At 35.6% G+C, this 26,908-nt stretch carries 24 protein-coding genes and 1 pseudogene; 6 read left to right on the top strand and 19 right to left on the bottom strand.

Translation table 11 applies throughout. The features are described from left to right. Positions 1–109: 109 nt before the first annotated feature. From QNJ66_RS06555 to QNJ66_RS06510, 10 genes are all read right to left on the bottom strand, one after another. Positions 110–727 (bottom strand): hypothetical protein, encoded by a 618-nt coding sequence (locus tag QNJ66_RS06555; RefSeq protein ID WP_300504235.1) that lies wholly within the window; start codon positions 725–727, stop codon positions 110–112. Positions 728–858: 131 nt separating this feature from the next. Continuing rightward, positions 859–1,512: a hypothetical protein gene (locus QNJ66_RS06550; protein ID WP_300504232.1), complete on the bottom strand. Its 654-nt coding sequence runs from the start codon at positions 1,510–1,512 to the stop codon at positions 859–861. Positions 1,513–1,654: 142 nt separating this feature from the next. Beyond that, entirely contained in the window at positions 1,655–2,281 is a 627-nt protein-coding gene (locus tag QNJ66_RS06545) for a hypothetical protein (protein WP_300504229.1), read from the bottom strand. Between the two features lie 366 nt (positions 2,282–2,647). Beyond that, the gene (locus tag QNJ66_RS06540) at positions 2,648–3,004 is read right to left on the bottom strand and encodes a DUF6283 family protein (protein ID WP_300504227.1); all 357 of its coding nucleotides are present in this window, start codon (positions 3,002–3,004) and stop codon (positions 2,648–2,650) included. A gap of 41 nt (positions 3,005–3,045) precedes the next feature. Continuing rightward, a complete protein-coding gene (locus tag QNJ66_RS06535) occupies positions 3,046–3,231 on the bottom strand; it encodes a hypothetical protein (protein WP_300504225.1) in 186 nt (61 codons plus the stop codon). Then, positions 3,224–3,502, bottom strand: a complete 279-nt coding sequence (locus QNJ66_RS06530) for a hypothetical protein (RefSeq protein WP_300504223.1) — start codon at positions 3,500–3,502, stop codon at positions 3,224–3,226. Before QNJ66_RS06530 ends, QNJ66_RS06535 begins: the two co-directional genes overlap by 8 nt. Positions 3,503–3,519: 17 nt before the next feature. Next, the gene (locus tag QNJ66_RS06525; RefSeq protein WP_300504221.1) at positions 3,520–3,948 is read right to left on the bottom strand and encodes a hypothetical protein; all 429 of its coding nucleotides are present in this window, start codon (positions 3,946–3,948) and stop codon (positions 3,520–3,522) included. Positions 3,949–3,974: 26 nt separating this feature from the next. Continuing rightward, a complete protein-coding gene (locus QNJ66_RS06520) occupies positions 3,975–4,784 on the bottom strand; it encodes an AAA family ATPase (RefSeq protein WP_300504218.1) in 810 nt (269 codons plus the stop codon). Between the two features lie 217 nt (positions 4,785–5,001). Further along, complete coding sequence (locus tag QNJ66_RS06515; protein WP_300504215.1) at positions 5,002–10,212, bottom strand: DEAD/DEAH box helicase family protein; 5,211 nt, start codon at positions 10,210–10,212, stop codon at positions 5,002–5,004. A 147-nt stretch (positions 10,213–10,359) separates the two neighbouring features. Continuing rightward, positions 10,360–10,659 (bottom strand): hypothetical protein, encoded by a 300-nt coding sequence (locus QNJ66_RS06510; RefSeq protein ID WP_300504214.1) that lies wholly within the window; start codon positions 10,657–10,659, stop codon positions 10,360–10,362. A 182-nt stretch (positions 10,660–10,841) separates the two neighbouring features. On the opposite strand from QNJ66_RS06510, the gene QNJ66_RS06505 reads away from it, so the two are divergent. Next, on the top strand, positions 10,842–11,624 hold the full coding sequence (locus QNJ66_RS06505; protein WP_300504212.1) for a nucleotidyltransferase domain-containing protein: 783 nt from the start codon (positions 10,842–10,844) through the stop codon (positions 11,622–11,624). Between the two features lie 978 nt (positions 11,625–12,602). On the opposite strand, the gene QNJ66_RS06500 is transcribed toward QNJ66_RS06505, so the two are convergent. From QNJ66_RS06500 to QNJ66_RS06490, 3 genes are all read right to left on the bottom strand, one after another. Then, positions 12,603–13,425 (bottom strand): IS5 family transposase gene (locus tag QNJ66_RS06500; protein ID WP_300504209.1). Its coding sequence is split into 2 segments (ribosomal slippage): positions 12,603–13,364 and positions 13,366–13,425, totalling 822 coding nucleotides; the frame shifts between segments, so codons are not numbered across the junction. An 85-nt stretch (positions 13,426–13,510) separates the two neighbouring features. Next, on the bottom strand, positions 13,511–13,732 hold the full coding sequence (locus tag QNJ66_RS06495; RefSeq protein WP_300504206.1) for a hypothetical protein: 222 nt from the start codon (positions 13,730–13,732) through the stop codon (positions 13,511–13,513). Positions 13,733–13,807: 75 nt separating this feature from the next. Beyond that, positions 13,808–15,082 carry a transposase gene (locus QNJ66_RS06490; protein ID WP_300504203.1) on the bottom strand — a complete coding sequence of 425 codons (1,275 nt, stop codon included), beginning with the start codon at positions 15,080–15,082 and terminating at the stop codon, positions 13,808–13,810. Between the two features lie 50 nt (positions 15,083–15,132). Between QNJ66_RS06490 and tnpA the strand changes: the two genes are divergently transcribed. Beyond that, a complete protein-coding gene (gene tnpA, locus QNJ66_RS06485; RefSeq protein WP_300504200.1) occupies positions 15,133–15,543 on the top strand; it encodes an IS200/IS605 family transposase in 411 nt (136 codons plus the stop codon). A gap of 285 nt (positions 15,544–15,828) precedes the next feature. On the opposite strand, the gene QNJ66_RS06480 is transcribed toward tnpA, so the two are convergent. Continuing rightward, positions 15,829–16,035, bottom strand: a complete 207-nt coding sequence (locus QNJ66_RS06480; RefSeq protein WP_300504197.1) for a CopG family transcriptional regulator — start codon at positions 16,033–16,035, stop codon at positions 15,829–15,831. Positions 16,036–16,155: 120 nt separating this feature from the next. On the opposite strand from QNJ66_RS06480, the gene QNJ66_RS06475 reads away from it, so the two are divergent. From QNJ66_RS06475 to QNJ66_RS06465, 3 genes and pseudogenes are all read left to right on the top strand, one after another. Further along, entirely contained in the window at positions 16,156–16,956 is an 801-nt protein-coding gene (locus QNJ66_RS06475; RefSeq protein ID WP_300504194.1) for a ParB/RepB/Spo0J family partition protein, read from the top strand. 80 nt (positions 16,957–17,036) lie between these two features. Then, complete coding sequence (locus tag QNJ66_RS06470; protein WP_300504191.1) at positions 17,037–20,246, top strand: SNF2-related protein; 3,210 nt, start codon at positions 17,037–17,039, stop codon at positions 20,244–20,246. Between the two features lie 252 nt (positions 20,247–20,498). Continuing rightward, a pseudogene (locus tag QNJ66_RS06465) lies at positions 20,499–20,591 on the top strand (transposase); the annotation flags it as partial. A gap of 33 nt (positions 20,592–20,624) precedes the next feature. On the opposite strand, the gene QNJ66_RS06460 reads toward QNJ66_RS06465, so the two are convergent. After that, positions 20,625–21,575, bottom strand: a complete 951-nt coding sequence (locus QNJ66_RS06460; RefSeq protein ID WP_300504189.1) for a hypothetical protein — start codon at positions 21,573–21,575, stop codon at positions 20,625–20,627. Positions 21,576–21,610: 35 nt separating this feature from the next. Continuing rightward, a complete protein-coding gene (locus QNJ66_RS06455) occupies positions 21,611–22,066 on the bottom strand; it encodes a hypothetical protein (protein WP_300504188.1) in 456 nt (151 codons plus the stop codon). 329 nt (positions 22,067–22,395) lie between these two features. Here QNJ66_RS06455 and QNJ66_RS06450 point away from each other — a divergent pair, with 329 nt between their 5' ends. Further along, positions 22,396–24,711, top strand: a complete 2,316-nt coding sequence (locus tag QNJ66_RS06450; RefSeq protein ID WP_300504186.1) for a ribonucleoside-diphosphate reductase subunit alpha — start codon at positions 22,396–22,398, stop codon at positions 24,709–24,711. 59 nt (positions 24,712–24,770) lie between these two features. Here the strand turns inward: QNJ66_RS06450 and QNJ66_RS06445 are convergent, their stop codons facing one another. The 3 genes from QNJ66_RS06445 to QNJ66_RS06435 all read right to left on the bottom strand — a co-directional run bounded on the left by QNJ66_RS06445 (position 24,771) and on the right by QNJ66_RS06435 (position 26,797). Continuing rightward, a complete protein-coding gene (locus QNJ66_RS06445; RefSeq protein WP_300504183.1) occupies positions 24,771–25,457 on the bottom strand; it encodes a hypothetical protein in 687 nt (228 codons plus the stop codon). Between the two features lie 93 nt (positions 25,458–25,550). Beyond that, complete coding sequence (locus QNJ66_RS06440; RefSeq protein ID WP_300504182.1) at positions 25,551–25,745, bottom strand: hypothetical protein; 195 nt, start codon at positions 25,743–25,745, stop codon at positions 25,551–25,553. 2 nt (positions 25,746–25,747) lie between these two features. Beyond that, the gene (locus QNJ66_RS06435) at positions 25,748–26,797 is read right to left on the bottom strand and encodes a hypothetical protein (RefSeq protein WP_300504179.1); all 1,050 of its coding nucleotides are present in this window, start codon (positions 26,795–26,797) and stop codon (positions 25,748–25,750) included. Positions 26,798–26,908: the final 111 nt, after the last annotated feature.

Genomic DNA, 26,908 nt, shown 5'->3' with positions numbered 1-26,908 from the left:
CCAGATGGATATTGCCATTTCCGGTTTTTAGGAACAATAATTGTATCGTATTCGCTGTAATTAATCATTGTGAATACATAAAAATACGCCTTTTAAGGCGTATTTTTGCTTATTTAGTAATTGGACAGGTTAGGAAAGAACAGGGAGAGTAGATAATCCCCTCTGGGGAATCGATTTGTTCTGAATAAAAATCTGGATCTGTTTCACGATATTCTACAAAGCTTATTCCATATTTTGAGATGAGGTTGACTGCGAAACCCATTTGATGAGTGTTAATATTATATTTCAAAAAGTTTTGAAATTTTTTTGCTAACTGTGCATCAGAAAGTTTGATAGAGTCAACCATCACATAATAATTGTCATCAAAACGAATATAGTAATTAACATATTCCTCAAAAACACCTTCGCAGGGGACAAAGAATGAAAAAAGTTGACTATCTATTGTAAAACTATTTCTTCTTTGTGGGGGAACTGCTCCAAGAACAAATTCATAGCTTTCTTCTGTTGTACTTTTAAAAGTAGTACAAAAATATATTTTGGACATGATGTCACAGCAAATCTGCGCAAACCACCATTGGAATATATCGGCATAAGGATGATATATTCTAAGCTTTTTTAAGCTGCCATAATCAACTGGTTGCTGAGTTTGTGGATGAACAATATCAGCCACATGATAACTACCCATATCATAAAAAACATGGGTGTATGTTTTCGTTGTTTCGGACATTTTATTTCTGTAAATTAGTGATAACCTTCTGCATTTTCCCAGGCTTAGGACTGGCTTTTTCTTTGTAAAAAGGCTGCATTAAACGAAATCCTGTCTAAGATTTCGTTTTATTTTAAATGATTTAAGTTTGATTATTCTTTAGGAAGCGATGGTTCTTCAACAAAATATTGAGAGCGATCGCTTAAAACATTAGCAATTACACAGCAAGGTGCTTGAATAATTTCTTCTGTTCTGATTTGTAACTTAGGTGAATAGAAAAGATCGACTTCATTACTACGATTACTATAAAGATAATTAGTTGCAAATGCGTTTTGCTTAATATTTCCGTAAATCAAGAAACTTATTAAACGTCGAACAATATCTTTATGACATAACGTATGTATATCACTCATTTGGTAATAATGTGTATCACCTTCAAATTTAACTTTGATAAAGATATTTGTGTATTCACCAAACAATCTTTCTTTTGCTTTAAAAATATCAGTTCTAATATAATCTAGATCAGAATATATATAATCTTCATAAAGCATTACATTGAGTTGTAAATTCCATCTTTCTTCTGTAATAAGTTTTGGCTCTTGCTTAAAAACAATTTCAAGAACTTCTTGTATACAAAATTTAACGAATTCTAAAGGCATTTTTTCTGCTAAAGGATACTTTGCTTTTAATTCTTTTTCAGATTGATAATTTATCGGCTGATATGTTTGAGGATTTACATCACAAATTACTTTGTCACTTCCCATTTCGTAATAAACTTCTGTAACTGATTGTGTTTGAGTGACCATTTTTAAATTAAACTCCTGTCTTACTAATTATTTTTAACTTTGTAAAGACTAAAATTTAGCAACTTTAAATATATTAAAGTAAGCAGCATTTTTACTACTTTTGTTAATATATTTAAAGTGCAAATATTCGCAAAACAAGTTTTTAGTCTCTATGGAAAAGTGCCATTTGGACACTACCTTCTTCATTTACAAAGGATTTGTAAAAATAAGGAGAAATAAAATCGCTATCCTTAAAATGCTCAAGATTAAAACACTTTTCAGGATTGATTGGTTCAAGACTTTCTATTGCTTCTATATAACCTTGACGATTTAATTCTTCAAGAATAAACTCGTCGAGTGAATTGTAAAGACCAATAAACGCAGCTTTGAATTTGTTTTTAAATTCACAAGCATCAGGAAGATTTAAAATCCCTATCAAATCTGCAACATAAATGCTAACAACTTTGTTGTCATAATCCTCACAAGTCTCCGCGATCGCTTGAATCATTTCAAGTTCAGAAGGAAACTCCGTAAAGCCAGGTGGAGAAATTTTAACTTCCCATAACTTTTCACAATCAAGGCTTTCTTTTCTCCATTGTTCTAAAGCTTCTGGTCTAGAAAGATGACTGACTGAATTTAGTTGCTCCTCAAGAGACTCAACTTGCTCTTTAGTTAATATCTTTTTTAATTCTTCTTCAATAAAATCCAGTAAAGCATACTGAAAACTAGGGTCAAAATCAAGTTTAGTTTGCTGTCCTGTTGTTGTTGAAAGTATTACAATTTCAGACATTTATTTTTGAGAATAAGTTAACTTCTATTTATATTATACCAATTTATTTAAATTAAGTAAATATGTATTATTTAGATAAATAAATTGATTATCTTTTTGAATAAATTAGATTTATTATAGCGTTTCTCGGACTCATGAGGTACACCTAACTCCTGCCTCAAAGAGATCATCTATGTACCTCACAAGTATGAGATGTGCCATATTTGATATTTGTATTATTTGTTCTATTTGTCCATCAGTAAAAGTTTCCATTGCTTGCTCCTATGACAACACCTTAATTTTATCATTGCTTGGTATTTGACAATAAAAAACCATTAAGCAGTAATTGCTTAATGGTTTTAAAAATGTAAAAATTAGACAGTAAAATTAATTTGGGATTGTATCCTCAAAAATATCATGCTGTTCTCCAACGACTTCCAGTTGATTAACTTTTGGATCTTCGATCAAAACTAATCGTAATTGAAGATTATTGTTTTTTACTTGATTGCAAACCCATCCCACACATGGAACTTGATCACTTGAATCATGTTCATGACAATTCATCACTACAAAAGGTTTAGAATGAATGCCAAAGTAATCTTCTAAAGTGGGGTTTTGGGGAGCAATAGTTGTCTCCAATGCTTGGTGTTTTTCTAGACTGTATCCTCCTGGAATATCGAAAGGATTAGTACCTTTTCTCCAAGGACATTTCGGACATTGTTTAGTAATTTTCAGAAAAGACATAACTTACTCCTTTTATTTGCTGAGGGGCGACCCCCTTTGTTTTAATGTTTTGAGAAATATTCGCCAACTGCTTCATACTCTTTAAAATGAACGTCTTCAAGTAATCGTTTTATTGCTTCACGATCGCTTAAATCGTAAGATGTAAAGAGAAGGAGATTTGGTTGATCAGAGAAGCAGACTCCTAGTAATTTAGGCTGAATGAACTCAACGAAAAATACTTTAGGCATTTGGCATATACTCAAAAAGTTCGTTGACGCATGGGACAACTTGCTGTCCATTTAGGATGAAAATATCAACATTTTCAAATCCTGCTTTACTTGCACATTCATAAAATTTTTGATAATCCCAATGTGCAATTTTCTTGGAACGGATAGTTTTATCATAGTTGTGAATTTCCGTCTTACGTAAGCGTTGAGAAATAGTGTGAAAAGTTTCTTTTTCACTAAAATTTCTGTAAGGAATAAAAGTAAATTTATTCCATTGAAATGATTTGGCCATAATAAGCTCCTAGACTGTTAATTCAATGAAGAATTAGCCATTTTTTTCAATTGCTTTAGTCGGTCTGAATAATTGTCTTCATCGATAGCGTATAATATCTGATAGTTGGTTCCATTCTCGCCCCAGGTGATTGAGGAAAGGCAACTACTATTACAATCTTGATAAAGGGCAGTGCGACCATTTCTTAATGTGATCGCTTGTCCTTCTCTCCGTAAAATACCACGCTTTCCTACTAACTTTCCAACAATACAATTCGGAACAGAGCAAGGGGAATCTTGCTTAATCAGAACGACGTAATTTCGAGAAGTGTTTTTGACGACATCTAAACGAAGGCGTTTAGATGAGTCTGGAAATTTAGCTGGAATTCGAGTTGGATACTCAAAATCCAGGCTAAGCGATCGCACTAAATTGATTGGATTGTAAGCGATCAAAATCGATAGTGTCAATGGAATTAACGTCATCATTCACTCAATTAAAACTTGTCTAAATTGTGAACATAGTTAACCCAAGTTGGGAACTTTTCTCCCTTTTCAGCTTGAAGATTAATGTATTCTTTTTTGATTTCATTAATTTCCATATCTGGTAGAATATTAGCTGCCCAATTAATAGCGTCCTGGTCATTTCTCCAAAGTGTCCAAGGGTAAATCCAACCCAATAAAAGATTACAAAATTCGGCTCCAGGCTTAGGAAATGTTTGTCCTGAAATCTTAGAGTAACGAGATTTTTCAATCTTTAAATTGTTCTGTAAATCAAGCTTGCCCCATAGGTCAAATTCGTACTCAATTCCGCTTGCCTGAATCGGTGAAGTACCAATTCTCCGAGGGACTTGCTTCCCTTTTTCGTTCTTTTCCAGAGTATAATCTGTTTTTTCGCGCATAGTTGCGATCAAATGACACTTGCATTCAACAATGGCTGACAAAAGCTCCCTTTCTTTAGGACGCACAGAACTCCATGCTGTGTACGAGTTTTTTTGGCTACGAACATAATCAAGTTCAGCCAACCAAGCGTGACTCAAAGAATCAATAATTAAAACATCGTAGCAATCTTGAGCAGCCTTTATTTCTCTGGCATAAGAGTCAGGTTTGTGATTTTTTAAATCTGATATGTCGAAACTAAATTGGTCGGCATATCTCTCTGAACTCGCATTTTCAGTATCAATTAGACCAATTTTTTTGCCTAAGTATGAGGCAATTAATAGTGATGTCCAGGTTTTGCCTGAACCACTAATACCACTAAGTGCAATCCTTAATTTAATATCTTTCTTTGTGGCCTTTCGGAACATTTTACTTATTAGTTTACGACAAATATACTTAACTTTTGCTATTAAGTATATTTGTATTATAACATATTTTTATAGCATAATATATTATTTTGAGAAGCGAAGTTCGTTTCTCAAAAAGCAAAAAGTTTTATTGCTCAATTTAGCTTAAAGTAAATATATACTTAACAAAAAGAAAAAGCCAATACAAAAGTTGTATCGGCTTTTTTAACTAATAGATTTATTCTAGGATTTGTTCCAGCAAGCTCCAGGGATCTTGATATAAAGCTTGGATAGGATCAACCTCTGATTCGTCTAAATCGTCTTCTTCGATGTCATTTTCCTCTTCAAAATATTCAGAGGTGTCATCAAAGTCATCATCTAATAAACTCCAGGGGTTACTGTACAATTCTTGTAAAATATCACCTGTCAATTCGTTAGACTCAGTTCCATTTTCAATGGATTCCGAAGAATGATTGAAGTATTCTTCTACTACTGAAATGGAAGATTTAATTTTTTCCATCCAGTCTGGTAATTCGGTTAACAATTGCTCTTTGAGATCGTCAATTAAAACAGAAGTGATATCGTTTCCTGATACCTTGCCTCGTTTTAATTCATATTTATGAGCAATGTTGGCAGGAGACTCAAATTCAACTTTAGGAGCTTCTAAAGGAACTCCATTATCATCGACTTCTTGTGCCATCCCTAACTCTAGTTCCAAAGCTTTAATTTGAGCCTCTAAAGAGTTAGCTTCCTTTTCTTTTGGGAAAGTGGTTTCGATTTTAGGAGAAGCAGCAATTTTTTCAACGCATTCATCAAGTTCTTCTTGATTATCAGACTGATAACCAAGAAGTTTATTGACAAAATACTGTCGCTTTTGATCAACAATATTTTGCTTAGTAACTCGGTATAATCCTTCCCCTTTGAGATAATAAACCATTTCATCTCTCAATCCTTCTTTTCTAACCATTAGAGTGAGATCACCATAATGAGCAATGTTTTGTTGAGATTTAAAAGTCTTTTTAAGAGCAATTTCTTGCTCTTTTAGATACTTTTTGATCGCCTCCTTCGTTTTATAGACTTTTCCAGAAAATTCCAAAGGAAAGTCCTCCCGAAGCGATCGCAAAGATTTTAAATCGTCTTCCAAGTCTGGCAAGAAGAAGCGTTCTATATCTTCCTTCCTGGATTCTAGCCCTCGAAGTTTACTCATTTGATAGCAAACATTAGAGTACCATCCATCAAATTCAAGTTGCAGAGCAGAGAACTCTTGTTTAAGTTCTTCCCTTTTCAAGATGCGTTCGTCGCCAGTAGCAATAGCCTTCATTAAGGCCGCAGAAGCCAAAAATGGGTCTGCGTCTTCGATAACACGATTACCGAAGGGATCGTTAACAATCATGGCTGGACCAGACTGTTTTTGTTGGATTTTTTGCCACAAATAGCTATCGAACCCAGGAAAACCATTGACTCCTTGAGTGAGATACCTGAACATGAATACAGTGGGAAAAAGATTGCCTTGACGTATAGTTCTGCCGTCTCGTTGAGTGACATCACATGGTCGCCAGGGACAATCGATGGAATGTGAAGCAAGCATGAGCCGCTGCATATTAACGCCAGTCCCCATCTTGCTGGTACTGCCAAGAATAACTCTGATCTGACCGTTGTTAAGCTTTTCAAAAAGAGCCGGTCTTTGTTCCTTTGAATAGCTATGGATAAAGGCGATCTCCTTATGGGGGATGCCCAATTCGATCAAAACTGCCTTAAGATAGGCATAGCAGTTAAATTCGTGCTTTTTAGGAGTTGAAATGTCTGAAAAGACCGATTGTACTCCTTTGATTGATTTGGATGCTAACCAAATCCTGTAAATATTCAACGCACATTGATTGAGCTTCGAATACTGAAAATTATCACCATTTTTCAAAACTAAACGAATGTCTAGATTAGATAGCCTACCCTCGTGAGTAACTTTTAGGTGATTATCTACGTCCGGCTGAACTGATCTATTTTCAATACGGTGTAGTCGAGCCGTCAAATACAGTTGATATGCCTCTTGCTGTCTATTCATAGGTAGCTCGATAGGAATTGTCTCAGCTTCTGGCAACTTAAGTTTTAGCTGCTGACTAGAGATGACATCGGCTATTGAATAATACAGCTTACAGACTTCGGGAGCGTTAAAAAACGACGAAAAACGCTCTTTAATCTTAAAATTGGAACTATGGGTAATTTCAACCCCAGTTGTAATGTTGCCAAAAATTCCCATAAAAGCATCTACTGAGTCTAAACCTAGTGGTTGCAAAATGGAATCGTTGGCAAGAAATTTCAGGACAACCCATAGTTCGATCAAAGAGTTAGCAATAGGGGTTGCTGTGGCAAATACCACTTTTTTCCCTCTGCGTAACATCTGTTGGATTTTGATAAAGGCATCCAACGCCCTCCCTGATTTGTTGTTGGTAGGTAGTCCTGCTACCTGTAGTTTTGTCTCGTAATACAGATTTTTGAGTTTATGAGACTCATCAAAAACCAAGGCATCAACTCCTAGTTGTTCTAGGAAGATGCAGTTATCTTGATGTTCTTGAATTTCGGCATAATGAGAACGAAGTTTTTTCTCTATTCTCATTGCACGACGTTCAGCAGATTTTACGCCATCTACTTCTAAACTTTTTAATGCCTCAAGCTCTTGATCAAAGAAGTTTTGATAGGCTTGAGGGGAAGCGTCAATGGCTTTGAATTGCTCGTAAGTGACAATTACTGCGTCCCATTGCTGAGAAGCGATCGCACCGCAAAACCGTTTTCGATTAGCTGCTTTGAATGATTCAGAATCAGGTACCAAAATACGGGCTGTGGGGTACATTCGTCGAAAGTCTTTGGCAATTTGACCGATAGTGGCGTTTTCAACTACCATCATGGGCTTATGAGCTAAGCCCAATCTTACCCACTCCATCATAGTTCCTATCATGGCAAAGGTTTTTCCTGCACCTACGAAGTGATGAAATAAGGTAGTTTGGTTTTGAATAGCGCGCCAGATAGCATTTTTCTGGTGGGGCCTGAGAGTAATGTCAGGGTTCATAAGAGGAAGGTTTAGATGAGAGCCATCGTATTTCCTCAAAACCTCTGAGTTGTACTTACCGTTATAGAGCTTGGTTAGCTCTAAACATCGATGGTAATCAGTCCACAGCCATTCCAAAAAAGATTTTTCAATCTCCTGAATTTTTGCTTTTACCGCAGCCGTCGCTTTTGGGTTAAAAATGCTTTTTGTTTTACCATCGATAGAAATGGTGTCGCAAATTCTGACTGTTCTAAGGTTCAAGGCCAAATCGAAAATTTGGTAAGCTTTTCGATATAGAGTGTTAAATTTATCATGGTCAAAAGAACTGGTGATTTGATACTCCCTTAAAGCAGGATAATAGTTTAATCCATCAAAGTATCGATTGTTAATCATTTCACCAATAAATTTACGCTTTATATGGACAGGAATCCACTGAGAAGCCAGCCTAACTCGAATACTTACCTGTGGGTCAATTTCACATTTTTCTTCTCCCCCTAATTCGATAATCAGGTCTGCTCTTAATTGAGGTGAGCAAGGAGGCAAAATGAATTTAGGTTGAACCTTTTCCAATGCTGCTACATTGGTAGTTAGACTATATTTGATTGCGTCGTCCAGCTTCCTTAGAATATTGCCAGATAGGTAAACCTCGGCCGTATGCCAACGATCCTCTAGGGGATCGAAATAGATTAACTCTTCTGCTTGTAACTGGGCGATCGCTTCCTCTTCTTCTATGTCTAAAAGCCATGCGATATAATCCGTATCAACTTGCCCCTTGTAGTTAAGAGAATAAATCAAAGCGTCTTTGGCCGTGTAGGCCATCTCTGGTTCCACAGTGGGCGAAGCTGTCCGCTTGAAAAATATATCAGCCGGACTATAATGCTTCTTAACTTTTTTGGATTTGGGGATATCAGACAAGTCCCAGTAAGGCTTTTCTGACTCTACCTCCAATCCATTGAGCAAGTAATAGCGAGGATCTGTCTTTAGTTTTTTCTCGTTGTCCCGAAGATACCCAAACTTTTGGATAAAACCTTTATAAGCATGAAGTAATTTTTTTTGTTCTTCGTACAAAAAGTCATCATCGTCATATTTCATTCTCTCAACCACAGACAAAAAATTGTCATGTATGGCCAAGAAATGCTTGATGAGTTCGACTTGTTTAGAAGGTACGGGGACTAAGTTATGTTCTCCCCTTTGATAAAACAGTTCCTCATATTGGACAAAGTAGTCCAGAGGAATATTTTGCATCTCTGGGGGTATAAAGTGAATAGTAGCCAAGTCGGTGACAGTGGTGTCACAAACTAGCCCCATGCTGTTAAAGGCAACCTCTAGGGCTAAATCTAAAGGACGCTCATTAGGGGCTACAGCCATTCGTTCTCCCCCGTATAATATATCCTTAGTAAAGTTACCAAGAATATATTGGGGGTTACGGACGTAATAGCCATTTACCGGTAGAGCAGCAACCTCATGAAGACTTTTCTCTCGGAGAACTTTTGCTAATGCGTCCCAAAGTTTATTATCTTCAACAACTGCTGGATTTAAGCCAATGGCTTCCCATTTCAATTGTGCAAAAGGTGCTGATTTTGTCCATATTTGCTCTAGTTTAGTGGCCTTTTTGTTGCGACGCAGAATAATAATATCTGTCGTTACACAGGTGCCGGCATAAGACTTATGCGCTGTGTTGGGCAAACGCATTGCACCTACAAGCTCTGCTTTTTCGGCGATCGCTTCTCTAACTTGTTTATTACCCTTGCTATCCAGAAAACCAGTGGATGTGATGGCTACCATTAGACCACCTTCTTTGAGTAAATCAAGTCCTTTCAGAAGGAAATAACAATGAAGATTGGGTTTAAGGTGCGCATACTTGAGATGGGCTACTGGAATATCGCCAAAGGGGACATTCCCAATGACAAGATCAAAGTCAGTTGGCAGATCGATATTCTCAAATCTGTCGTTATAGATCATTGCACGGGGATTAAGCATCTCTGCAATGGATGCAGCGATTGGATCATATTCTACCCCAACCCAGGTTGACTGCTTTTTAAGAGAGTCGGGTTGATAGGACATAAAATTTCCGTGACCGCATCCAGGTTCAAGAATTAATCCTCCTTCAAAACCTTTTCCAATTACACCGTCCCAGATAACTTTAATAAGTTTGGGGTCTGTGTAGTGTGAGAAAAGCGTTGCTTGTCGGGCGATCGCTAACTCTTTGGGAGTCAACAATTCTTCTAATTCTGCATAGGCTTCTTTTGCCCATTTGTGATCAGAATTAAAAACAGAGTACACCGTACCCCACCCTACAAAAGAACCGAGAATTTGCTTCTCGGTTTCTGTCACTTTTCTTGGGTTTTGTTGTAAATCTTTGATAAGCTTAATAGCTTCTAATTGCGTTAAGCTTGTTGTTTTATTCATATTTTTTACCGAGAATAAGCTGTATAGTATTATTATACTATATTTGTTAAGAAAAATAAACGTTTTAAGCTATTTAAAAGTTGTTATTAAAACAAAAATAGAGCTTATCATCTTAACTTAGGCTATAGTTAAAATGATAAGCTCTATTTAATTTGTAAATAAGTCTATTATCAATTGCTGCACTTTTTTGTTAAATTTGTGCTTTTCCCATCCAAAGAAATTAAGCAATGTTAATACATTTATTTGTTGTTTTTCTAAATTAACAATACAAGGGTAAGAAAATTCATTTATTTTCTCTTTAATGACAACAGTAATATGTTTGATATTTGGATCTTTATTTTTATATTTTCCTAATAAATTTATTTCAATTTCAACTCTTGTTATTTCTGGGTAAACATCAATTAATGTTTCTTCTATTTGTTGTCTTACTTGTTCGTGTTTTGACATTTTCTACTCTTCAGTGCCAGGATTTTAGCCACCTGACAGACAGACTTGATTCTGTTTCGTTCAGCTTAAATTGTTGCTATTTAGCAATTTTTTATTAATTTATTGTTTAATATATTCCTATTATATCATATAATTTTATTTACAAGGGTTTGACAGTCTAGAAAGAGTTTATAGAATTTACAATGAGTATTACTTCAGAAATTAAAAACACATTAAATAGACTAGAAGCAAGCAAAAAGGTCAAGATACTTTATGCTTGCGAGGCTGGCAGTAGAGCATTTGGATTTGCTTCAAGACAAAGCGATTACGATGTTAGGTTTATTTATGCTCACAATTTGGATTGGTATCTAGGAATCGAAGACAATAAAGAAGACGTTATTGAAGCATTAGTTAATGACACGATGGACATCGTTGGATGGGATTTGAAAAAGACTTTTTTCCTACTATCTAAGTCAAATCCTCGCTTAATGGAATACTTGTTTTCTCCTATTGTTTACCAGAGAAATACTGTATTCTTAAATGAAATTCAAGAAATAGCGACATCGTGCTATTCTCCTCAGGCAAATATGTACCATTACTTGAATATAGCTACAGACAACTACGAAAAATATTTATGTGAAAATAAAAAAGCTTCATCCAAAAAGTATATCCATGCAATAAGAGCAATATTATGCTGTCAGTGGATTACAACAAATCACACAATGCCCCCAATTTCTATCGATGCACTACTTGCTGATACGTCTCTACCTTCTACCGTTAAAGATCGTTTTCTTACATTATTAGAAAAGAAAAAACGAGGAAGAAAAGATGACATTCTAGATGAAGTTTTAAACACCTATATTAAAGAACAAATTAATGTTTTTGACTTTTTACTTGAAACAATACTGTCCTCAACTATTGATAAGGAGAAGCTGAATTCAAAATTTATATTTTTATTAAAAATTTTCGATAAATTATTTACCTAATTTTTTATACAACGACATTAATACCACCAGAGTTTAACAATAAAAAGGCAAAAAGAAAATTTTTGCCTTATTTTAATGTAATCTCTAACCAAAAAATAGTTAGATATGAATATTTATATTTTAATATTTTAAAACATAAATAACACGTTGTTACTTAAATCTATTTTAAGTCGCAATTACCTGCGATCGCAACTTATTTATTTATTGAATATTTGGGGAACGAACTTCGCTCTCCAAATATTTGATAATACTCTCCCCCAAAGAATCTATCGATTAGTCCGAGAACCCTTATCCTTATCGAAAAAAGTGGAGAATCATATTGGGACAATTGGGTAGTTCAATCACCATTGCAAAAGTAACATTTCTTAATATTCATTAATATCGGCTTTTTGACAAAAGTTTGATACAATGTAGGGATTAAATTATTAAAAGTGGATAGAGTTAAATCTATTTGTTCCACCCATTTTAAACCTAAAAATTATAATAATCAATGCCTTCATCTTAACTCTATCCTAGCAACTGGAAAGAAATCAGTTTAGCACTGAAGAAAAAAGCTAATTGGACTTGTCAGAAATGTGGACGAAAATGTATTGAACCTGGTCAAAAAGTCCCTGAAGATTGGACAGTTTCCAAGCGGATGCAATATACACTACAAACTCATCATTGGGATAGAGATCCCAGTAATTCATCAGAAGATAACTTGATATGTGTCTATACTGGGTGTCATCTTGATTTACATCGTGGTTACAAAGGGAAACTTAGTAATAGACCTCTTGCAAAAGTCTTTTGTGATATGATTGAATGCTATTTTTTTGTCTAATTTTACGTGGCAAGACACCCAGAATTCCTGATTTTTTTGAATGAGATAGTAGAGAGCGATCGCCACAAACAAAAATGATTAAAAATGGGCAGCACAAATCAGTCTAGCTAATGATTAAAAGCTCAAATAACTAGAAATTTTATGCATTTTTTTACAAATTAATTAGCCAGATCGTAGTTATGAAGTCCAGCTATTAAGTTCGCTCTTAATCCGAATCTTTTACCACGATTTCGATAAGGATAAGAAAGAATTTTAAAGATTTTTAGTCGTCTATTAATATGTTCGACTGTGATTCTTAATCGATTCAGTTGCCGATTATATTTCTTCTCTTCTTTGGTCAACTTTTTCCCTTTCTTTTTCTTGATTGGAGTTTCACTTAATCGATGAATTTTAGCTATACCTTGATAGCCTTTATCAGCAATGACTTTCATTAATGTTCCAAATTTTACCCCACTATTTTTAAATAGTTTAAAATCATGAGTTTTTCCTTTTCCGTTAAGTAAACACATAATTTGACCAGTTTTTTGTTGAATTACTAATTGTGTTTTGAGGGTGTGTTCTTTTTGTTTTCCACTATAAAACTGTTTTTGTCGTTTTTTAGGTCTTTCGATTTGACTTTCCATAACATCCATTACTACCAGTTCTCCATCTGAAGAACTTTGCCATAAGGCTTTCTTTCCAGGTAATCTAAATTGACGAGATTTTATTAATACATTTTCAATTTTATGAATAATACGACAGACAGATGACTCGGATATTTTCCAATCTTTACCAATATGATAATAAGTTCTATATTCTCTTAGATACTGAAGAGTCATTAAAATCTGGTCTTCAATAATTAACTTTGGCTTACGACCTGGTTTCTTTTTTTCTTGGTCTTTAGCTTTGATAATCCGAACCATTAAACTAAAAGTTTTTTTTAACCCCTGTCAAACGCTTGAATTCAGTTTGCTTTAACTTTTTAGCTTGCCAATATTTCATCGTTAAATCAATTTAATTAGCTGAATAATTGTCTTTAATAATTATACAACAATTCTTGTTTTAAAACTTAATTAATTTTTGGGGATTAGGCGATCGCTCTCTGGAGTGGTGGCGATCGCTTGACCAGAATGGCTGCTTTTAAAATAAATAGCTTTTTATTATACCACGAAACACTTTTGCAAGAGGTCTTTTGTGTTGATACTCTCAAAACCTTACAACCACCTTTGATAACCTGTTGGGCAGTCATAACGGAAGTTCTTTGGTTAATTCGTAAAAATAAGATAGGAATTAATGCTTTATTTACCATGATGGAAGGAAACTTATTACAAGTTATTCATTTACCCCAAGAAGCTACCCCTTGGTTAAAAAGTTATATGATGAACTACCCACAATCGTCGCTACGCTTTGATTGGGGTTTCTGTCGCTTCAACTCCCAATCTTTAGCAAACCCTCCACACCGTTTTGATGTGTGTTTTTGCTCAGAGGACTGAGATCCACGATTGAGGAGGTTAGTTCCTAACCCCCGTGCATAATTGAGCATTACGGTTGCGGCCGCTGCATCGCGATCCATGACACATCCGCAGTCACAGCGATGCACTCGTTCGGACAACTCTTTTTTCTTTCTCTTACCACAATTAGGGCAAGTTTGCGAAGGGGCTATTTTGATAGGAACTTCAACAAAAACACCTCTGGACTCCTTCACTTTATACTTGATGAGCTTGGTTATATTACTTATACCTACATCAAGTAAATTGCGATTGAGTCCGGTTTTTTGCTTCTTGCGCTTACTTCCTTTCTTAGCCTTGCGAGTCATCGCTTTTATATTTAGTTTTTCGGTAGCTACCAAGCTATTACTGCTTACAATTTGTGTAGATACCTTATGTTGCCAATCTTGTCTCTGATTGGCAACTTTATTTTGTAGTTTACTAACTTTGTTACGAGCTTTCTTCCACCGTTTAGAGGCTCTAGTTCGTTTCTTTCTATTAGGGGAACGCTTGCGTCTTAATTGACGAGATGCTTTGGCTATCTTGTCTTTAGATTTAGCTAAAAACCGAGGGTTTTCAATACCTGTTGAATCATCAAAGGTTAAAGCTCTTAACGTTCCAAAATCGACACCACAAGCACCCGTTCCCGTCTCTCTAGATACCTCACATTTAATCGTAATGGAACAGTACCATTTATGGTTTTTCCAAACAACTGTACAAGTGGTAGGTTGCCCCCAAGTTCGAGCTTTTCCTCGCATTCGGATTTGACCCAAGTTTGACAATTCTAAAGCTCCGTGATCTCCTGTTGTATGGGCTTTCCATCCTGATTTAGCAGGGTATGTCCACCCTCGGTATCTTTGGAAACTTTTGAACTTAGGAAACTTGGCTAATCCCTTGAAAAACCTTTGAAAAGCGTAATCAACTCTTTTGCAAGTTGCTTGCAGTGCTTGTGAACCTAATTGTTTATATTCAGTCCAGCACTCCTTGAACTCAGGAAGACAATTTTGTTGGTCGAAGTAACTAATGTTTTTACCAAAATGTCGATATTCAGTTATCCGATGAGATAAACAGGCATTGTACAAGTATTGGTGTAATTTACGCCAATCATGCAGTATTTTTTCCTGTTTCTTTGTCGGATATAACCTGAATGTAACTCTTCTAGTAGTTAGCATTTTTCGACCCAATCAAATATGATAATCAGTATAACGTCACCTAATGTAAAATGTCAACCTCACTAAATAAGAGTTCTCATTGTGCTTACGCTATTCACCTGCACATTATATTTATCACGAAATATAGACGAAAAGTTTTGACCGCAGAAATGATAAAACGACTTGAAGAGTATTTCAAGGTTTCCTGTAAAAAACAGAAATGTGAGTTATTAGAATTTGGAGCCGAAAGTGATCATTGTCACTTATTGGTATCCTTTCATCCCAACAACAATATTTCTATTTTTGTCAAAAACCTAAAATCTTCTTCAAGTCGTCTTCTTCGCAAGGAATTTAAGATAGAATTATCACAGGTCTATTACAAACCTGTATTATGGTCAAGTTCCTACTGTGTAATTTCTACTGGTGGTGCGCCCTTAGAAGTTATCAAGAAATATATTCAGAATCAAAAGTCTCCCCAGTAAGTTCTGCCCTGGCTTTCATCCCTCGATTTTCGTTCCTCAAGCAAGACCTGCTCTTGCGGAGGAAACCTCCGCGAGCTTCCTTGCTCAATCGGGGATTTCTCGCCAGGAAGAGGTTAAAATACCACGATATAGGGGCGCAAATTGCTGATGTTTCCTTATGCTATTTAGCTGAAAGTCTTAACATTGGGACAATATTTACTTTAGATAAAAGAGATTTCAGTATTTATAGGATTAAAGATAATCAAGCCCTTAAAATCATCCCCTAAAACTCTTTGTTTACTTTAATTATTCTACATTTTTTTGTAAATATTCATCAATAGCTGCCCGAATAATATCAGGGACAGTACATTTCTGTTGGTCTGCTAAATCTTTTAATTGTTGTTTTGTTTCCGGCAAAATTTGGGCTTTAACTTGGGCTGATAAAGGCTTTTCACGCCCATAGTCAAAACGATACTTTGTCCCAAAATCTGGATTTCCCCCTGGTCTTGGCATGGTTTCCTTACTTACTATTGACCCATCTTTATTATACTTGCTCACTGCAAACAGTATGATTTCTTAATCTTATAGTGACGTACTACGCTATAATAGGATAAGGATTAGTTGGCATTGACGATGGAACCAACAACAGAAATAATACATCTTGATCTCGAAGAAATTCGCAGAGATGGTGGTACGCAACCCAGAGCAAAAATAGACTTACAGCATATCAAACGCTTAGAAGAACAGATGGAAGAGGGTCAAGAAATTGAGCCAGTTGTTATATTCTATGATGGGGATGATTACTGGTTAGCTGACGGTTTCCATCGCTGGAATGCTCATCGAAACCAAGAAGAACCGACGATTAGAGCTATTATTTATCAAGGCACTCGACGGGATGCTGTACTTTATTCTGTTGGGGCTAATGCAGACCATAAACCAGCGTTACCCAGATCAAGAGCCGATAAACGCAAGGCAGTCCTAACGTTGCTCAATGATCCCGAATGGCATAATTGGAGTAACCGCGAAATAGCTAGAGTCTGTCGAGTGAATGAGAAAACAGTGCGGAATATCCGCAAAGAACTAACTGCGGAAATCCGCAGTGAGATAACAAACTCTACTTTTACTCCAAAAATCCGCAGTGACAAATCCACCTCTTTAACTGCGGAAGTCCGCAGTGAGGAACAAGAACCAACGAATGAAAATCTGCGGACTTATCGAACCAAGCACGGAACCATCGCTACCATGAACACTGCTAATATTGGGAAAAACCCAGAAGAACACCTAAATACGACAATTAAAGTGACTACTGATGAGATATTGATTGCATTTTTGAGCAACGTTGAACAGATGAGTCCAGAACAAGTTAAAGCAGCCCTTAAAGCGATCGCTTCTTCTCATCCAGATATCATCAAAAATATGCACCTAACCGACTAAGGTATTGAATAACCTTGAATTAATCAATTATTAATTGATAAAATGGGCATATTAAGGATAACCCTGTTAATAGTTCACTTATGGTTTTCCTTCTCCCCTCTCATTCCTGGCGTATTAGCTACAGTAGCAATGAAAATAACCCCATTGCGGACTTTTACATCCCTGCATTAGAAAGGGCGGTACAGTACGATCGCAAGTCAGGGTTTTTCAACAGTGCCATACTTTCCAAGGTGGCCAGGGGGTTAGGAGCCATGCTTTATAATGAAGGGAAAATGCGGTTAATTATGGGGTGTCAGTTTGCCCCTCAAGACTTAACTGCTATACAACAAGGGTATGAATTAAAAGAAGCGATCGCAACTTGCTTAGATAGAGAATTAGATCCTCCAAAAACCTTTGTTCAACTCAAACATTTTGAGATATTAAGTTGGTTAATCGCCCATCATTATTTAGAAATTAAAATTGCCATTCCCTTGAAAGATAATGGTTTACCCGAACCCGATAAACCGTTAGATACTCGTCATATATTCCATGAAAAAACAGGCATTTTTACTGATCTCGAAGGTAATCAATTAGCCTTTAACGGGTCAAATAATGAGTCCATTAGTGGATGGGAACAAAACGTTGAATCATTTCATGTTTATTGTTCTTGGGAAGGAGTCAGAGACTTAGAACGAGTTAATGAAGAACAATATCGTTTTGACCAATTATGGCATGATTTAGCCCCTAATGTACGAGTCTTTAATATTCCTGAAGCAGTCAAACAGAAATTGTTACGTTATACCCCAACCACAAAACCCAATTGGACAGCAGCCATTGAACAAAATACTAGACCTATTAAAGCAGGAGATATTAATCTTAATAAAAACAATAAATATGCTATCGTATCAGATAAATTAAAATCTCTACCTGATCAAGAAATAAATAAGCAAGAAATTGATAAAGAAGAAAATGAAGCCATGATAAACGAGGACATTGATAACAAAATAAATGAAGCAGAAAAGCAAAAATGGGAAATTTTGAGAGAACTACATAAACATCCAGGTTGTTTAGATTATTGTCTAAAATCTATTCCTATTACCCCCTGGATACATCAATTAAAAATCCTCAGACAAATGATAGATAAATGGCCTCAGTCTGTCATGATTTGTGATGAGGTGGGTTTAGGAAAAACTATTAGTACCGGAATTTTAGTCCGCTATTTATTGTTATCCAAACAAGTTAAACGGGTTTTAATTTTAGTCCCTGCAAGTGTGCAACCCCAATGGCATGAAGAACTTAGAGAAAAATTTAACCTTCATTTTTGGAGTTACGATAAGGGAATATTCAAAAATACCTATGGTGAAACTTGCCAACCCATTGATAACCCGTGGAATGAAAAAGAATTAATATTAGCCTCATCTCATTTAGTTAGAAGAAAAGAAAGAAGCCAAGAATTATTAGACGCTGAAAATTGGGATTTAGTAGTTCTTGATGAAGCCCACCATGCCCGTCGTCAAAGTCCGCAAAAGCGAGATGATACGCCTAATTCATTATTACGTTTAATGAGGGAATTGAAATACAAAACAAGGTCTTTATTACTATTAAGTGCTACCCCGATGCAAATTGATACAGTAGAAATATTTGACTTACTCAGTTTAGTTGATTTAAAAGGAGAATGGCAATATCAAGATAATTTCTGTGACTACTTTGATAGTTTATCTTATCCCCCTGACCGTTTACGCTTAGAATTTTGGCAAAGGATGTCCAAAGATTATTTTCAACAGGGAGGGCAACTTTGTCCCCTATTAGAACAACAATTAAGTAACGAAGATCGTTTATTGCTGTATCGTTTAAAAGATATCTGGCAAAGTGGAATGACTATGGTTAATCATAAACAACTTTGTCAGGATAATAACTTTATCAATGCTTCCCGTCAGTTTTTAAGTAATAATACTCCCCTCAAAGATTTGATGTTTCGCCATACTAGAGATACTCTTAGAGAATATTATCGACGGGGTATTTTAGATAAAGATGTACCCAGACGAATAGTATTCGATAATGCGATCGCTCTCGAATCTAACCGAGAAGTTCCTCTTTATCAAGCAGTTAGTAATTATGTTAGGCATTTCTATAACTTAGCCCAACAAGAACAACGACAGGGACTAGGTTTTCTCATGACCTTATATCGGCGACGATTAACCAGTTCCTTCTACGCTATCAAAAAATCTTTAGAACGTCGCTTAGAAGGTATCAGCATAACAGAAGACGACTTAACCGAATTAGATGAAGCTGACGACGCTGTTATTACTGGGTTAGAATCCTATATGGAACCAACAGATCCAGCCGAAATTGATTATTTAGAAGACTTACTCAGACAATTTGAGAATACAGGAGAAGATACTAAATTATCCGCTTACATAGAAATTTTGCGTCAAGAATTAACCCAAAGAGAAAGTGCAATCACCTTCTTTCAATATACAGACACAATGGACTATATTCGAGATACTTTAGTTCAATTATATGGTTCCCAAGTGGCCTGTTATTCGGGGAGAGGAGGTGAACTGTATCAACAGGGACAATGGAGAATCGTTAAAAAAGAGCAAATTAAGCGGTTATTTTTTGAAGGTGTTATCAAAATACTTTTATGTACAAAATCAGCCAGTGAAGGGCTAAATTTACAGACTTGTGGCGTTATTTTAATGTATTCAATGCCCTGGAACCCAATGCAAGTTGAGCAGCAAATTGGGAGACTGGATCGCATTGGTCAAGTTTATCCTACTATCCGTATTCATAACTTTTATTATGATGGAACCGTTGAAGCTAAAGTTTATCGAAGATTACGCGATCGCATTCAAGCCTTTGAAACAGTAGTAGGAAATTTACAACCTATTTTGGCACAAGTCCCTACTTTCATTGAACAAGCTGCCATGGCCGCTGATCCCGAAGAAGAAGGGGTTTTATTTTCACAATTTGAACAAGTTATGGACATTCCTATAAGTCGCCCTGATTTAGAGGCAATGGTGGCGATGAACGTCGATGCAGATTTGGATAAAGTTCGGCAACCTATCCCTTCTTCACCATTGACTTGTGAAGATATAGAATTGCTATTCACTTACTCTCATATACTGCAAAATAAAGGCATAGAATTTAGGAAACTCAACAACAAAATTTGGGAACTTATTTATCAACAAAAAACGTATCAAGTAACATTCTATCCTGACAGTTTTGACGAGTCGCCTTCTTTAAGATTAATGACTTGGGGTGAACCTTTATTTGAAACATTGTGTAGTTTTATCAAGTTTTCTCCCTAGAAAGTGAAAGCTAAAAATAAGATAAAGATTGGCTATTAGTGAAGCATCTAGGGTATGATTTTCGTCAGACAAAGGGAAGACTATTATAGACGAATGCCGCTAACTTAAGAGAAAAGCCTCATCAATTCTAGCTTTTAAGACAAGGGAGACAAGGAAGACAAGGAAGCAATGATACACAAAAAACGAATTTCCCCCGTGTCCCCCGTGTCCCTCTCCATATCTAGGTTACAGCGTTAACTTAGCGGCATTCCTTTATGGTCGCCTAGTTACTTTGTCTCTTCTGTTGGAGGTGCGCCCTTAGAAGTGCTAAAATCTTATATCAGGAAACAAGAAAAGCCGTCCTAAAAGGACGGGGTTTTAAACCCAATTTTTTGATAATTAAGTTAAACTTATATTTCTGGCCGTAACCTGAAACTTGACTTGAGGCAAAGATCCTTTGATAAAACGATCGCTTCTTACAATGCTCAAAAGTGACGTTACATCTAAATCAAATTCTAGGTCATATAAAGGCAAATGAACCGTGCTGTTTTCTTTCATATAAACTACCAATTGTTCAGCGATCGCCTCAGATATTTTTTCTTCCTCACTAATAATAATTATCTCGTAAGGTTGATCCCTAATTTGAGATATAGAAAGAGATTGTCTCATATTATCTGGAGACATTCTTCTAACTAAAATACTAGGTAAACTTTGGAGTAAAAACTCTTCTTCCACACCTTCATATTTGACGGAAGGAGAAATATTTAGAATCATTTGTCCTTCTGTATTGGCTATATTTTGATCTAATGTTATCTTTCTATCATTAATAACGCAGGCAATAATATCACCTCCATAAACTTTAAAATGTGCCTCTTTCACAATGTTTTTATCAAAATATTTTGGCAGTATCCATTCCCCGTTATTTATACGAGTAGCATGAGTTGTTCTTAAAAAACATTTTGATAAATGCAAAGGCAATATATTTTCAGAGAAATAGGAAAGAATGCTTCCTGGTACCTCATATTCAACATAAACTTTATTCAGGACAACATCTTGAGGTAAACCTAAAGTGATAGTTAACGCCCCTAAATGTCTCACCAATAAAGATTGAAAATCTGCCAAAGAATGAAGCAAACTAGGTTCAAAACCAATCAATATTTTGTCATTCAAACTGGTGATAATCTCAAAATTTGTGTACTGTAAAACCCCTTCGGGATTTATTTGAGGTAAAGTTAATGAAGAATCGATTTTAGCAGTAATCCCTAATCCTCTTTTTTCAATCTCAAACTTCCCTTGTGCGATCGCGAGTCTGTACAGTTCGTTGCCTGAAAATGTTTTTACAATACGCATGATCTTAATTATTTTTGAGGAACGAAGTTCGTCTCTCAAAGTTTCCTTATATTTTTGAGTTGTTGTTTTCCTCTACGAAGAACGTCTCTATGTGTGTTAGTCCAACTATATCGAGCAGGAATAACAAAATGGGTCTTATCGCCTCGAATATAAATCCCATGTACAGCCAGGAACCGCCTCATTTTGAGGGTAACAGGGACAACGGCTCCTTGATCTTGTACCTTTGCAACTATTGTAGGCCGCCCTTCTAAGATTCCGAATATTCCGGTTGTGGAAGATTTTATTCGTTGAATTTCAGTCCGAATATGGTTGCGTATCCCAGAGCCATCTGGTTCCCCAATTTTAGAATAAATTTCTCTTGTCAACTGAGATAAGGGAGGGGGTTGACCACCCCTACCTTGAGTTTTCAGGTGTTGTCCATAGGTTCCCTCAAAATCATCTACACGCTCTCTTACCCATTGCTCTCCAATATCTCCAATTTCTTGAGACATTTTGTCGATCTTTTTTATCAAATTAGGAAATTCATCTTTTGTGGTTCTCAACATTTTTTAATTAAATTTTTAAAATCCAGAAAAGTAATTTGCACTTTCTATTTTGACACCAATAACAATAATTGCCCATCTTTCTAAGAGAAATATATAAGTCAAAACTGCGATCGTGAAGCCCAAGAAAATTAAACTATAAACCAATACTTTTATACCAAAAAATATTGGTTTATTAAATATTAAATAAATATCAATTTTTTAAAAGATTTTATATTGCATAAGTTACGTGAAATTTGCTAATCTAAGAACAAGTATTTTTACATTTAGTTCAAAAAATGATTACAACCCCAAAAGAAATAACTTTCAAAAACAATCCTCGATATCCATATAACATTGGAAAAACTAATTCTTTTGGAGAAAATAATAGTAAAGAAAACATTGAGGTAATAAGAAGAAATGGAGAATCAACTTCTTTAAATATTACTCGAATTAGAGAAGTGGTTGACTGGGCTTGTGATGGACTCAAAGTCAATGCGATCGCTTTAGAAGCAGGAATGACTGCAAGATTAAAAAACGGTATTACAACTTCAGAGATACAAGACAATTTAATTAATTGCGCTTTAGAAATGTGTAACCTAGACGCACTTGATTGGAGGTATGTCGCAGGAAGGCTGCATATTTGGAGTGTGTGGAAAAATATTTTTGTCACAAGAGGACATAATTATAAGAATTTTTGTGAAGTAGTTAAAGAAAAAATAGAAAAAGGAATTTATTGCGATCGCCTATCAGAGTACACAGATGAAGAATTGAGAGAAGCCGAAAAGTGGATTGATCCTCAACTAGATAAAGATTATGACTATGCAGGGGCAGTTCTTTTGACAAGCAGATATCTTCTTCCCAATGAACTCCCCCAAGAAGCTTTTTTGATTTGTTCCCTACTCCTTGCTCTACCAGAAAGCAAGGAGTTTCGCCTTTTTAGGGCAAAACAGTTTTATGAGGCGATCGCTAATCGCAAAATTTCTTTAGCAACTCCGATACTTGCCAACCTAAGAGTCCCTGGCGGATCTCTAACTAGTTGCTTTATTACATCTATTGACGATAACTTAGAGAGCATCTTTGAAGAGATTACCAATGCGGCCAGGATATCTCAGCACGGAGGAGGTGTAGGCACCAATATTAGCCGTGTTCGGGCTACCGGTAGCTGGGTGATGGGCAAAAATAACGCTTCTGGGGGGGTTATTCCTTGGATTAAGTTATTAAATGATACTGCGATCGCGGTTAACCAAGGGGGCCGGAGAGCAGGAGCTATCACTGTGGGCTTAGACATCTGGCACTTAGATGTTCCAGAATTCTTAGAAATGCAGACAGAGAATGGAGATCAAAGAAGAAAAGCTTATGACATTTTTCCTCAATTAGTTGTTCCCGATGAGTTTATGCGTAGGGCAAAAGCGAAGCGAAAGTGGACATTAGTTGATCCTTATGAAGTCCGAGAAAAACTTGGAATAGAATTAGCTGAGTTATGGGGAGAACAATTTGAAGAAGCTTATCGTTTAATTGAATCAGAATTAGACAAAAAAATAACTCTTTATAAGCGCGTAAATGCTCGTGATTTATTTAAAGAGATAATGCGCTCAGAAGTAGAGACAGGAATGCCTTATTTAGCTTTTAAAGATGCTATTAATAGGGCTAATCCTAATAAGCATGAAGGCTATATTCCTGGCGTGAATTTATGTGTGGAGTCTTTCTCAAATGTACAACCTGGAAAGTTTGCTCACTGTTGTAATTTAGTAAGTTTGAATTTAGCTAATATTGAAAATGATGAGATAGAAAATACTTGCAAAATTGCCGTTCGTATTCTAGATAATACCATTGATATTACCACCCCACCTTTTGGTGATGCAGCAGCCCATAATAATCGTTATCGAACTATTGGAGTGGGTGCTATGGGACTTGCTGACTGGTTGGCGAAAAGACGCTTGAGATACGAAAATACTAGAGAAATCAGCAATCTATTTGAAGAAATAGGTTATTGGTGTACCCATACTTCTATGGAGTTGGCTAAAGAAAGAGGCTCTTATAATGCTTTTGAAGGAAGCGATTGGAGTAAAGGTTTATTAATAGGTTCAAAACCTGTTGACTGGTTTCTTGAAAATGCTGCTAAAAAAGAGCGTTGGGTGCAGTTATCAGAAGACATTAAAACCTATGGTATTCGTAACTCCCATATTGCTGCGATCGCACCTAATACTTCTTCTTCTTTGGTACAGGGTTGTACTGCCAGTATTCTTCCTGCTCACAGCAAATTTTATTACGATAAATGGGCAAAAGGGACAGTTCCTGTAGCTCCCCCATTTATAGAAGAATCATTTTCTTTTTATCAGGAAAACAAGCATTTAGATCAGAAGAAAGTAGTTGAAGCAGTTGCTTCTATTCAGCAATGGATAGACACAGGGATTTCTATGGAATTGTTGTTTAATTTGAATCAAGGTGTTTACTTTGCTGATGAACCAGAACGTTGTTTAACAGCCAAAGATATTTTTGAGACTTTATTCTTAGCTTGGGAAAAAGGCTGTAAGGCGGTTTACTATGTCAGAACCGTTCAAAAAGATGATTTTAAAGATAGTACAGAGCAATGCTTAAGTTGCGCTAATTAGCCTGACTAGACTTTTAACCGACTTAACTAGATTAGTTTAAACTAAAATTGAGTATAGTTCTACTGATTCACAATAGTTGGTTTAATCCAAGTCCATTTACGTTCTTTTCGTCCTTCCCCTATAGCAACTCTTTTTATATGACCTCTTCTAAAATGAGTTTTAGGAGAACGATGAGAACCTTTTTCTTCATAGCTAATAGAAACTTTTTGCGTATTTTTAATCCATCGTGGAGAACGTTTAAGATTTTTTTTGTTTTTATATGAATTAATTTTAGAACTTTTATTAACTATTAATTCATTCAAAATTTCTGGATATACTTGGATAAAAAGGAGCATTTTTAGAATTAAATCGTTAATATTGTGAATAAATCTATCTTCTGTTAAAATATCAGCTTCTTGTAAATCCAAAGACACAGGACAGTTAAAAATATCAAAATTGCCTCTATTAATTTCTCCTTGATTAATTTCAAGAGTCGATTGATAAATTAACCCATAAAGAGAAGTAACCCAAGTGATTTTATCTACCTTGTGAGGAACTGATTGAAGAATATAAGGTTTTTTGTGTTCATTCCCCTCTATCTTTATGTTTACCCAACTTTCTCCTGCCGGTACATACTTAAAATAAAGCCATTGACAAGGGAATTTATCAGGAGAAATAATCAGATTATCTGGTAATAATAATAAAGCCTCATTAAAAGGAATATTAAAATCACCAATAACCGAAGGTAAATCAGTTGACAACATCATTTTTAGCCAATCTTTTTCTAACCAGTAAACATGGTCTGGGTTGGGATAACATTAAACATTGAACATTGAACATCTTTCATTTTTGTTTCAAGCCTACTTCCAAACGAATGATAAATGATGAATGAAATGACCGTAAGAAGTTAAGTCCTGATCTGCTAAATCTGTTTTTTCTCCCTGACGAAATTCATGGACAAGTGTTCTAAACTGCCATTGCACCTTAGAATCTTGATTGAGAATATTATCTATGTTTTGCTTATTCATTTCCATGAGCATGAAGATTAAGGTCAAGATCAGTTATCTTCTTTTTCGGAAAAATCAGGACAAGGTAAAAACTCTAAACCTGTAGGATGAATAACACATAAAAATTGTTTTCCTTTATCTGTACTAAACGTTATTCCACTTCGACAAGTATTACACATTTTTTTCTGTTTTCTTTTAGCTTCTATTTTATCTTTAAACTTATAGTAATGATCAACTAATTTATCTCTTTTATCTAACCATTTGGCATATTTTTCAGCATGATCAGCTAAATATTTTTCTACTCTCTGACGACTATATAATTGCATAGGAGTGGCATTAGGATAATAAGGATTTTCTTTGGTTAAGTCAGGTTTCCCTAGCCTTTTTATCCATCCTTCAGAAAGTAGGTATCTTTTCTTGATAGTGCTTTTTGTTAAATAATTATCTCTAGCTTTCCATTCACAATCTTCAACTCTGTATAAAAATTTCCAGGAATAAGTCTCTGTGTCTTTATCCCACCACCGTACCATCCCTGCTGGTTTAGTATTTTCAGATGGTCCCAAATTAAGCTTATTTAATTCCCACTCAAATTTAAGATCGCCTCTGTCGTGATAATAATAAACGTCAGGCATATTAGGATCTAACTTTTCACAATCTTCTTTATTATATAAAGGTTCCCATTTATGACAACAGTTGTATTTATCGAACCATTTTACTACACCTGAAATTTTGGTAGTTTCAGTTGCTTTTAAATTTGAATTTTCTAACTCCCAACTGTACTTTAATAGTCCTCGTTCATCATGCTTTAAAATAGGAGGGAGATTAGGATCTAAAATCGTTGTTTTATTCGGATCGTATAAACCTACCCATTCACCTGTAGACCGATAATATTTTGCCCCTAATGGATTTTCTATCGGTTTAAGATTTTGCCATTTTAAGTCTTCTTCGCTAACTAAATATTCTGGGATTTCTGAATAAGCTTTAACCCCTGGACATTTAGGGGAAGATTTTTTAGGTTTTGATTTCCATCGTTTATGACAATTCTCACAAACCCAGTATCCATCAATTTTCTTAAGTTGATGTTCCGTAAGGTTTAACATTTTAGCTACACATTTTTTCAAAAATTCTCAGGGTCTCTTCTTCATGAAGAGTTCGATGAAGTGGATTAATCCTTGCCAAAGATTCTCGTAATTGCTGAATTCTTCTGGTTA

Origin of the sequence: Crocosphaera sp. (assembly GCF_030064895.1) — a bacterium.
Classification (GTDB): Bacteria; Cyanobacteriota; Cyanobacteriia; order Cyanobacteriales; family Microcystaceae; genus Crocosphaera.
The sequence above is the reverse complement of the archived record's forward strand: the minus strand, read 5'-3'. Positions and strand labels throughout refer to the sequence as shown.

Coding starts and splice junctions, on each gene's coding strand:
- QNJ66_RS06555 (WP_300504235.1), bottom strand. CDS start 727: ATGTCCGAAACAACGAAAACATACACCCATGTTTTTTATGATATGGGT.
- QNJ66_RS06550 (WP_300504232.1), bottom strand. CDS start 1,512: ATGGTCACTCAAACACAATCAGTTACAGAAGTTTATTACGAAATGGGA.
- QNJ66_RS06545 (WP_300504229.1), bottom strand. CDS start 2,281: ATGTCTGAAATTGTAATACTTTCAACAACAACAGGACAGCAAACTAAA.
- QNJ66_RS06540 (WP_300504227.1), bottom strand. CDS start 3,004: ATGTCTTTTCTGAAAATTACTAAACAATGTCCGAAATGTCCTTGGAGA.
- QNJ66_RS06535 (WP_300504225.1), bottom strand. CDS start 3,231: ATGCCTAAAGTATTTTTCGTTGAGTTCATTCAGCCTAAATTACTAGGA.
- QNJ66_RS06530 (WP_300504223.1), bottom strand. CDS start 3,502: ATGGCCAAATCATTTCAATGGAATAAATTTACTTTTATTCCTTACAGA.
- QNJ66_RS06520 (WP_300504218.1), bottom strand. CDS start 4,784: ATGTTCCGAAAGGCCACAAAGAAAGATATTAAATTAAGGATTGCACTT.
- QNJ66_RS06515 (WP_300504215.1), bottom strand. CDS start 10,212: ATGAATAAAACAACAAGCTTAACGCAATTAGAAGCTATTAAGCTTATC.
- QNJ66_RS06510 (WP_300504214.1), bottom strand. CDS start 10,659: ATGTCAAAACACGAACAAGTAAGACAACAAATAGAAGAAACATTAATT.
- QNJ66_RS06505 (WP_300504212.1), top strand. CDS start 10,842: ATGAGTATTACTTCAGAAATTAAAAACACATTAAATAGACTAGAAGCA.
- QNJ66_RS06495 (WP_300504206.1), bottom strand. CDS start 13,732: ATGGTAAATAAAGCATTAATTCCTATCTTATTTTTACGAATTAACCAA.
- QNJ66_RS06490 (WP_300504203.1), bottom strand. CDS start 15,082: ATGCTAACTACTAGAAGAGTTACATTCAGGTTATATCCGACAAAGAAA.
- tnpA (WP_300504200.1), top strand. CDS start 15,133: ATGTCAACCTCACTAAATAAGAGTTCTCATTGTGCTTACGCTATTCAC.
- QNJ66_RS06480 (WP_300504197.1), bottom strand. CDS start 16,035: ATGCCAAGACCAGGGGGAAATCCAGATTTTGGGACAAAGTATCGTTTT.
- QNJ66_RS06475 (WP_300504194.1), top strand. CDS start 16,156: ATGGAACCAACAACAGAAATAATACATCTTGATCTCGAAGAAATTCGC.
- QNJ66_RS06470 (WP_300504191.1), top strand. CDS start 17,037: ATGGTTTTCCTTCTCCCCTCTCATTCCTGGCGTATTAGCTACAGTAGC.
- QNJ66_RS06460 (WP_300504189.1), bottom strand. CDS start 21,575: ATGCGTATTGTAAAAACATTTTCAGGCAACGAACTGTACAGACTCGCG.
- QNJ66_RS06455 (WP_300504188.1), bottom strand. CDS start 22,066: ATGTCTCAAGAAATTGGAGATATTGGAGAGCAATGGGTAAGAGAGCGT.
- QNJ66_RS06450 (WP_300504186.1), top strand. CDS start 22,396: ATGATTACAACCCCAAAAGAAATAACTTTCAAAAACAATCCTCGATAT.
- QNJ66_RS06445 (WP_300504183.1), bottom strand. CDS start 25,457: ATGATGTTGTCAACTGATTTACCTTCGGTTATTGGTGATTTTAATATT.
- QNJ66_RS06435 (WP_300504179.1), bottom strand. CDS start 26,797: ATGTTAAACCTTACGGAACATCAACTTAAGAAAATTGATGGATACTGG.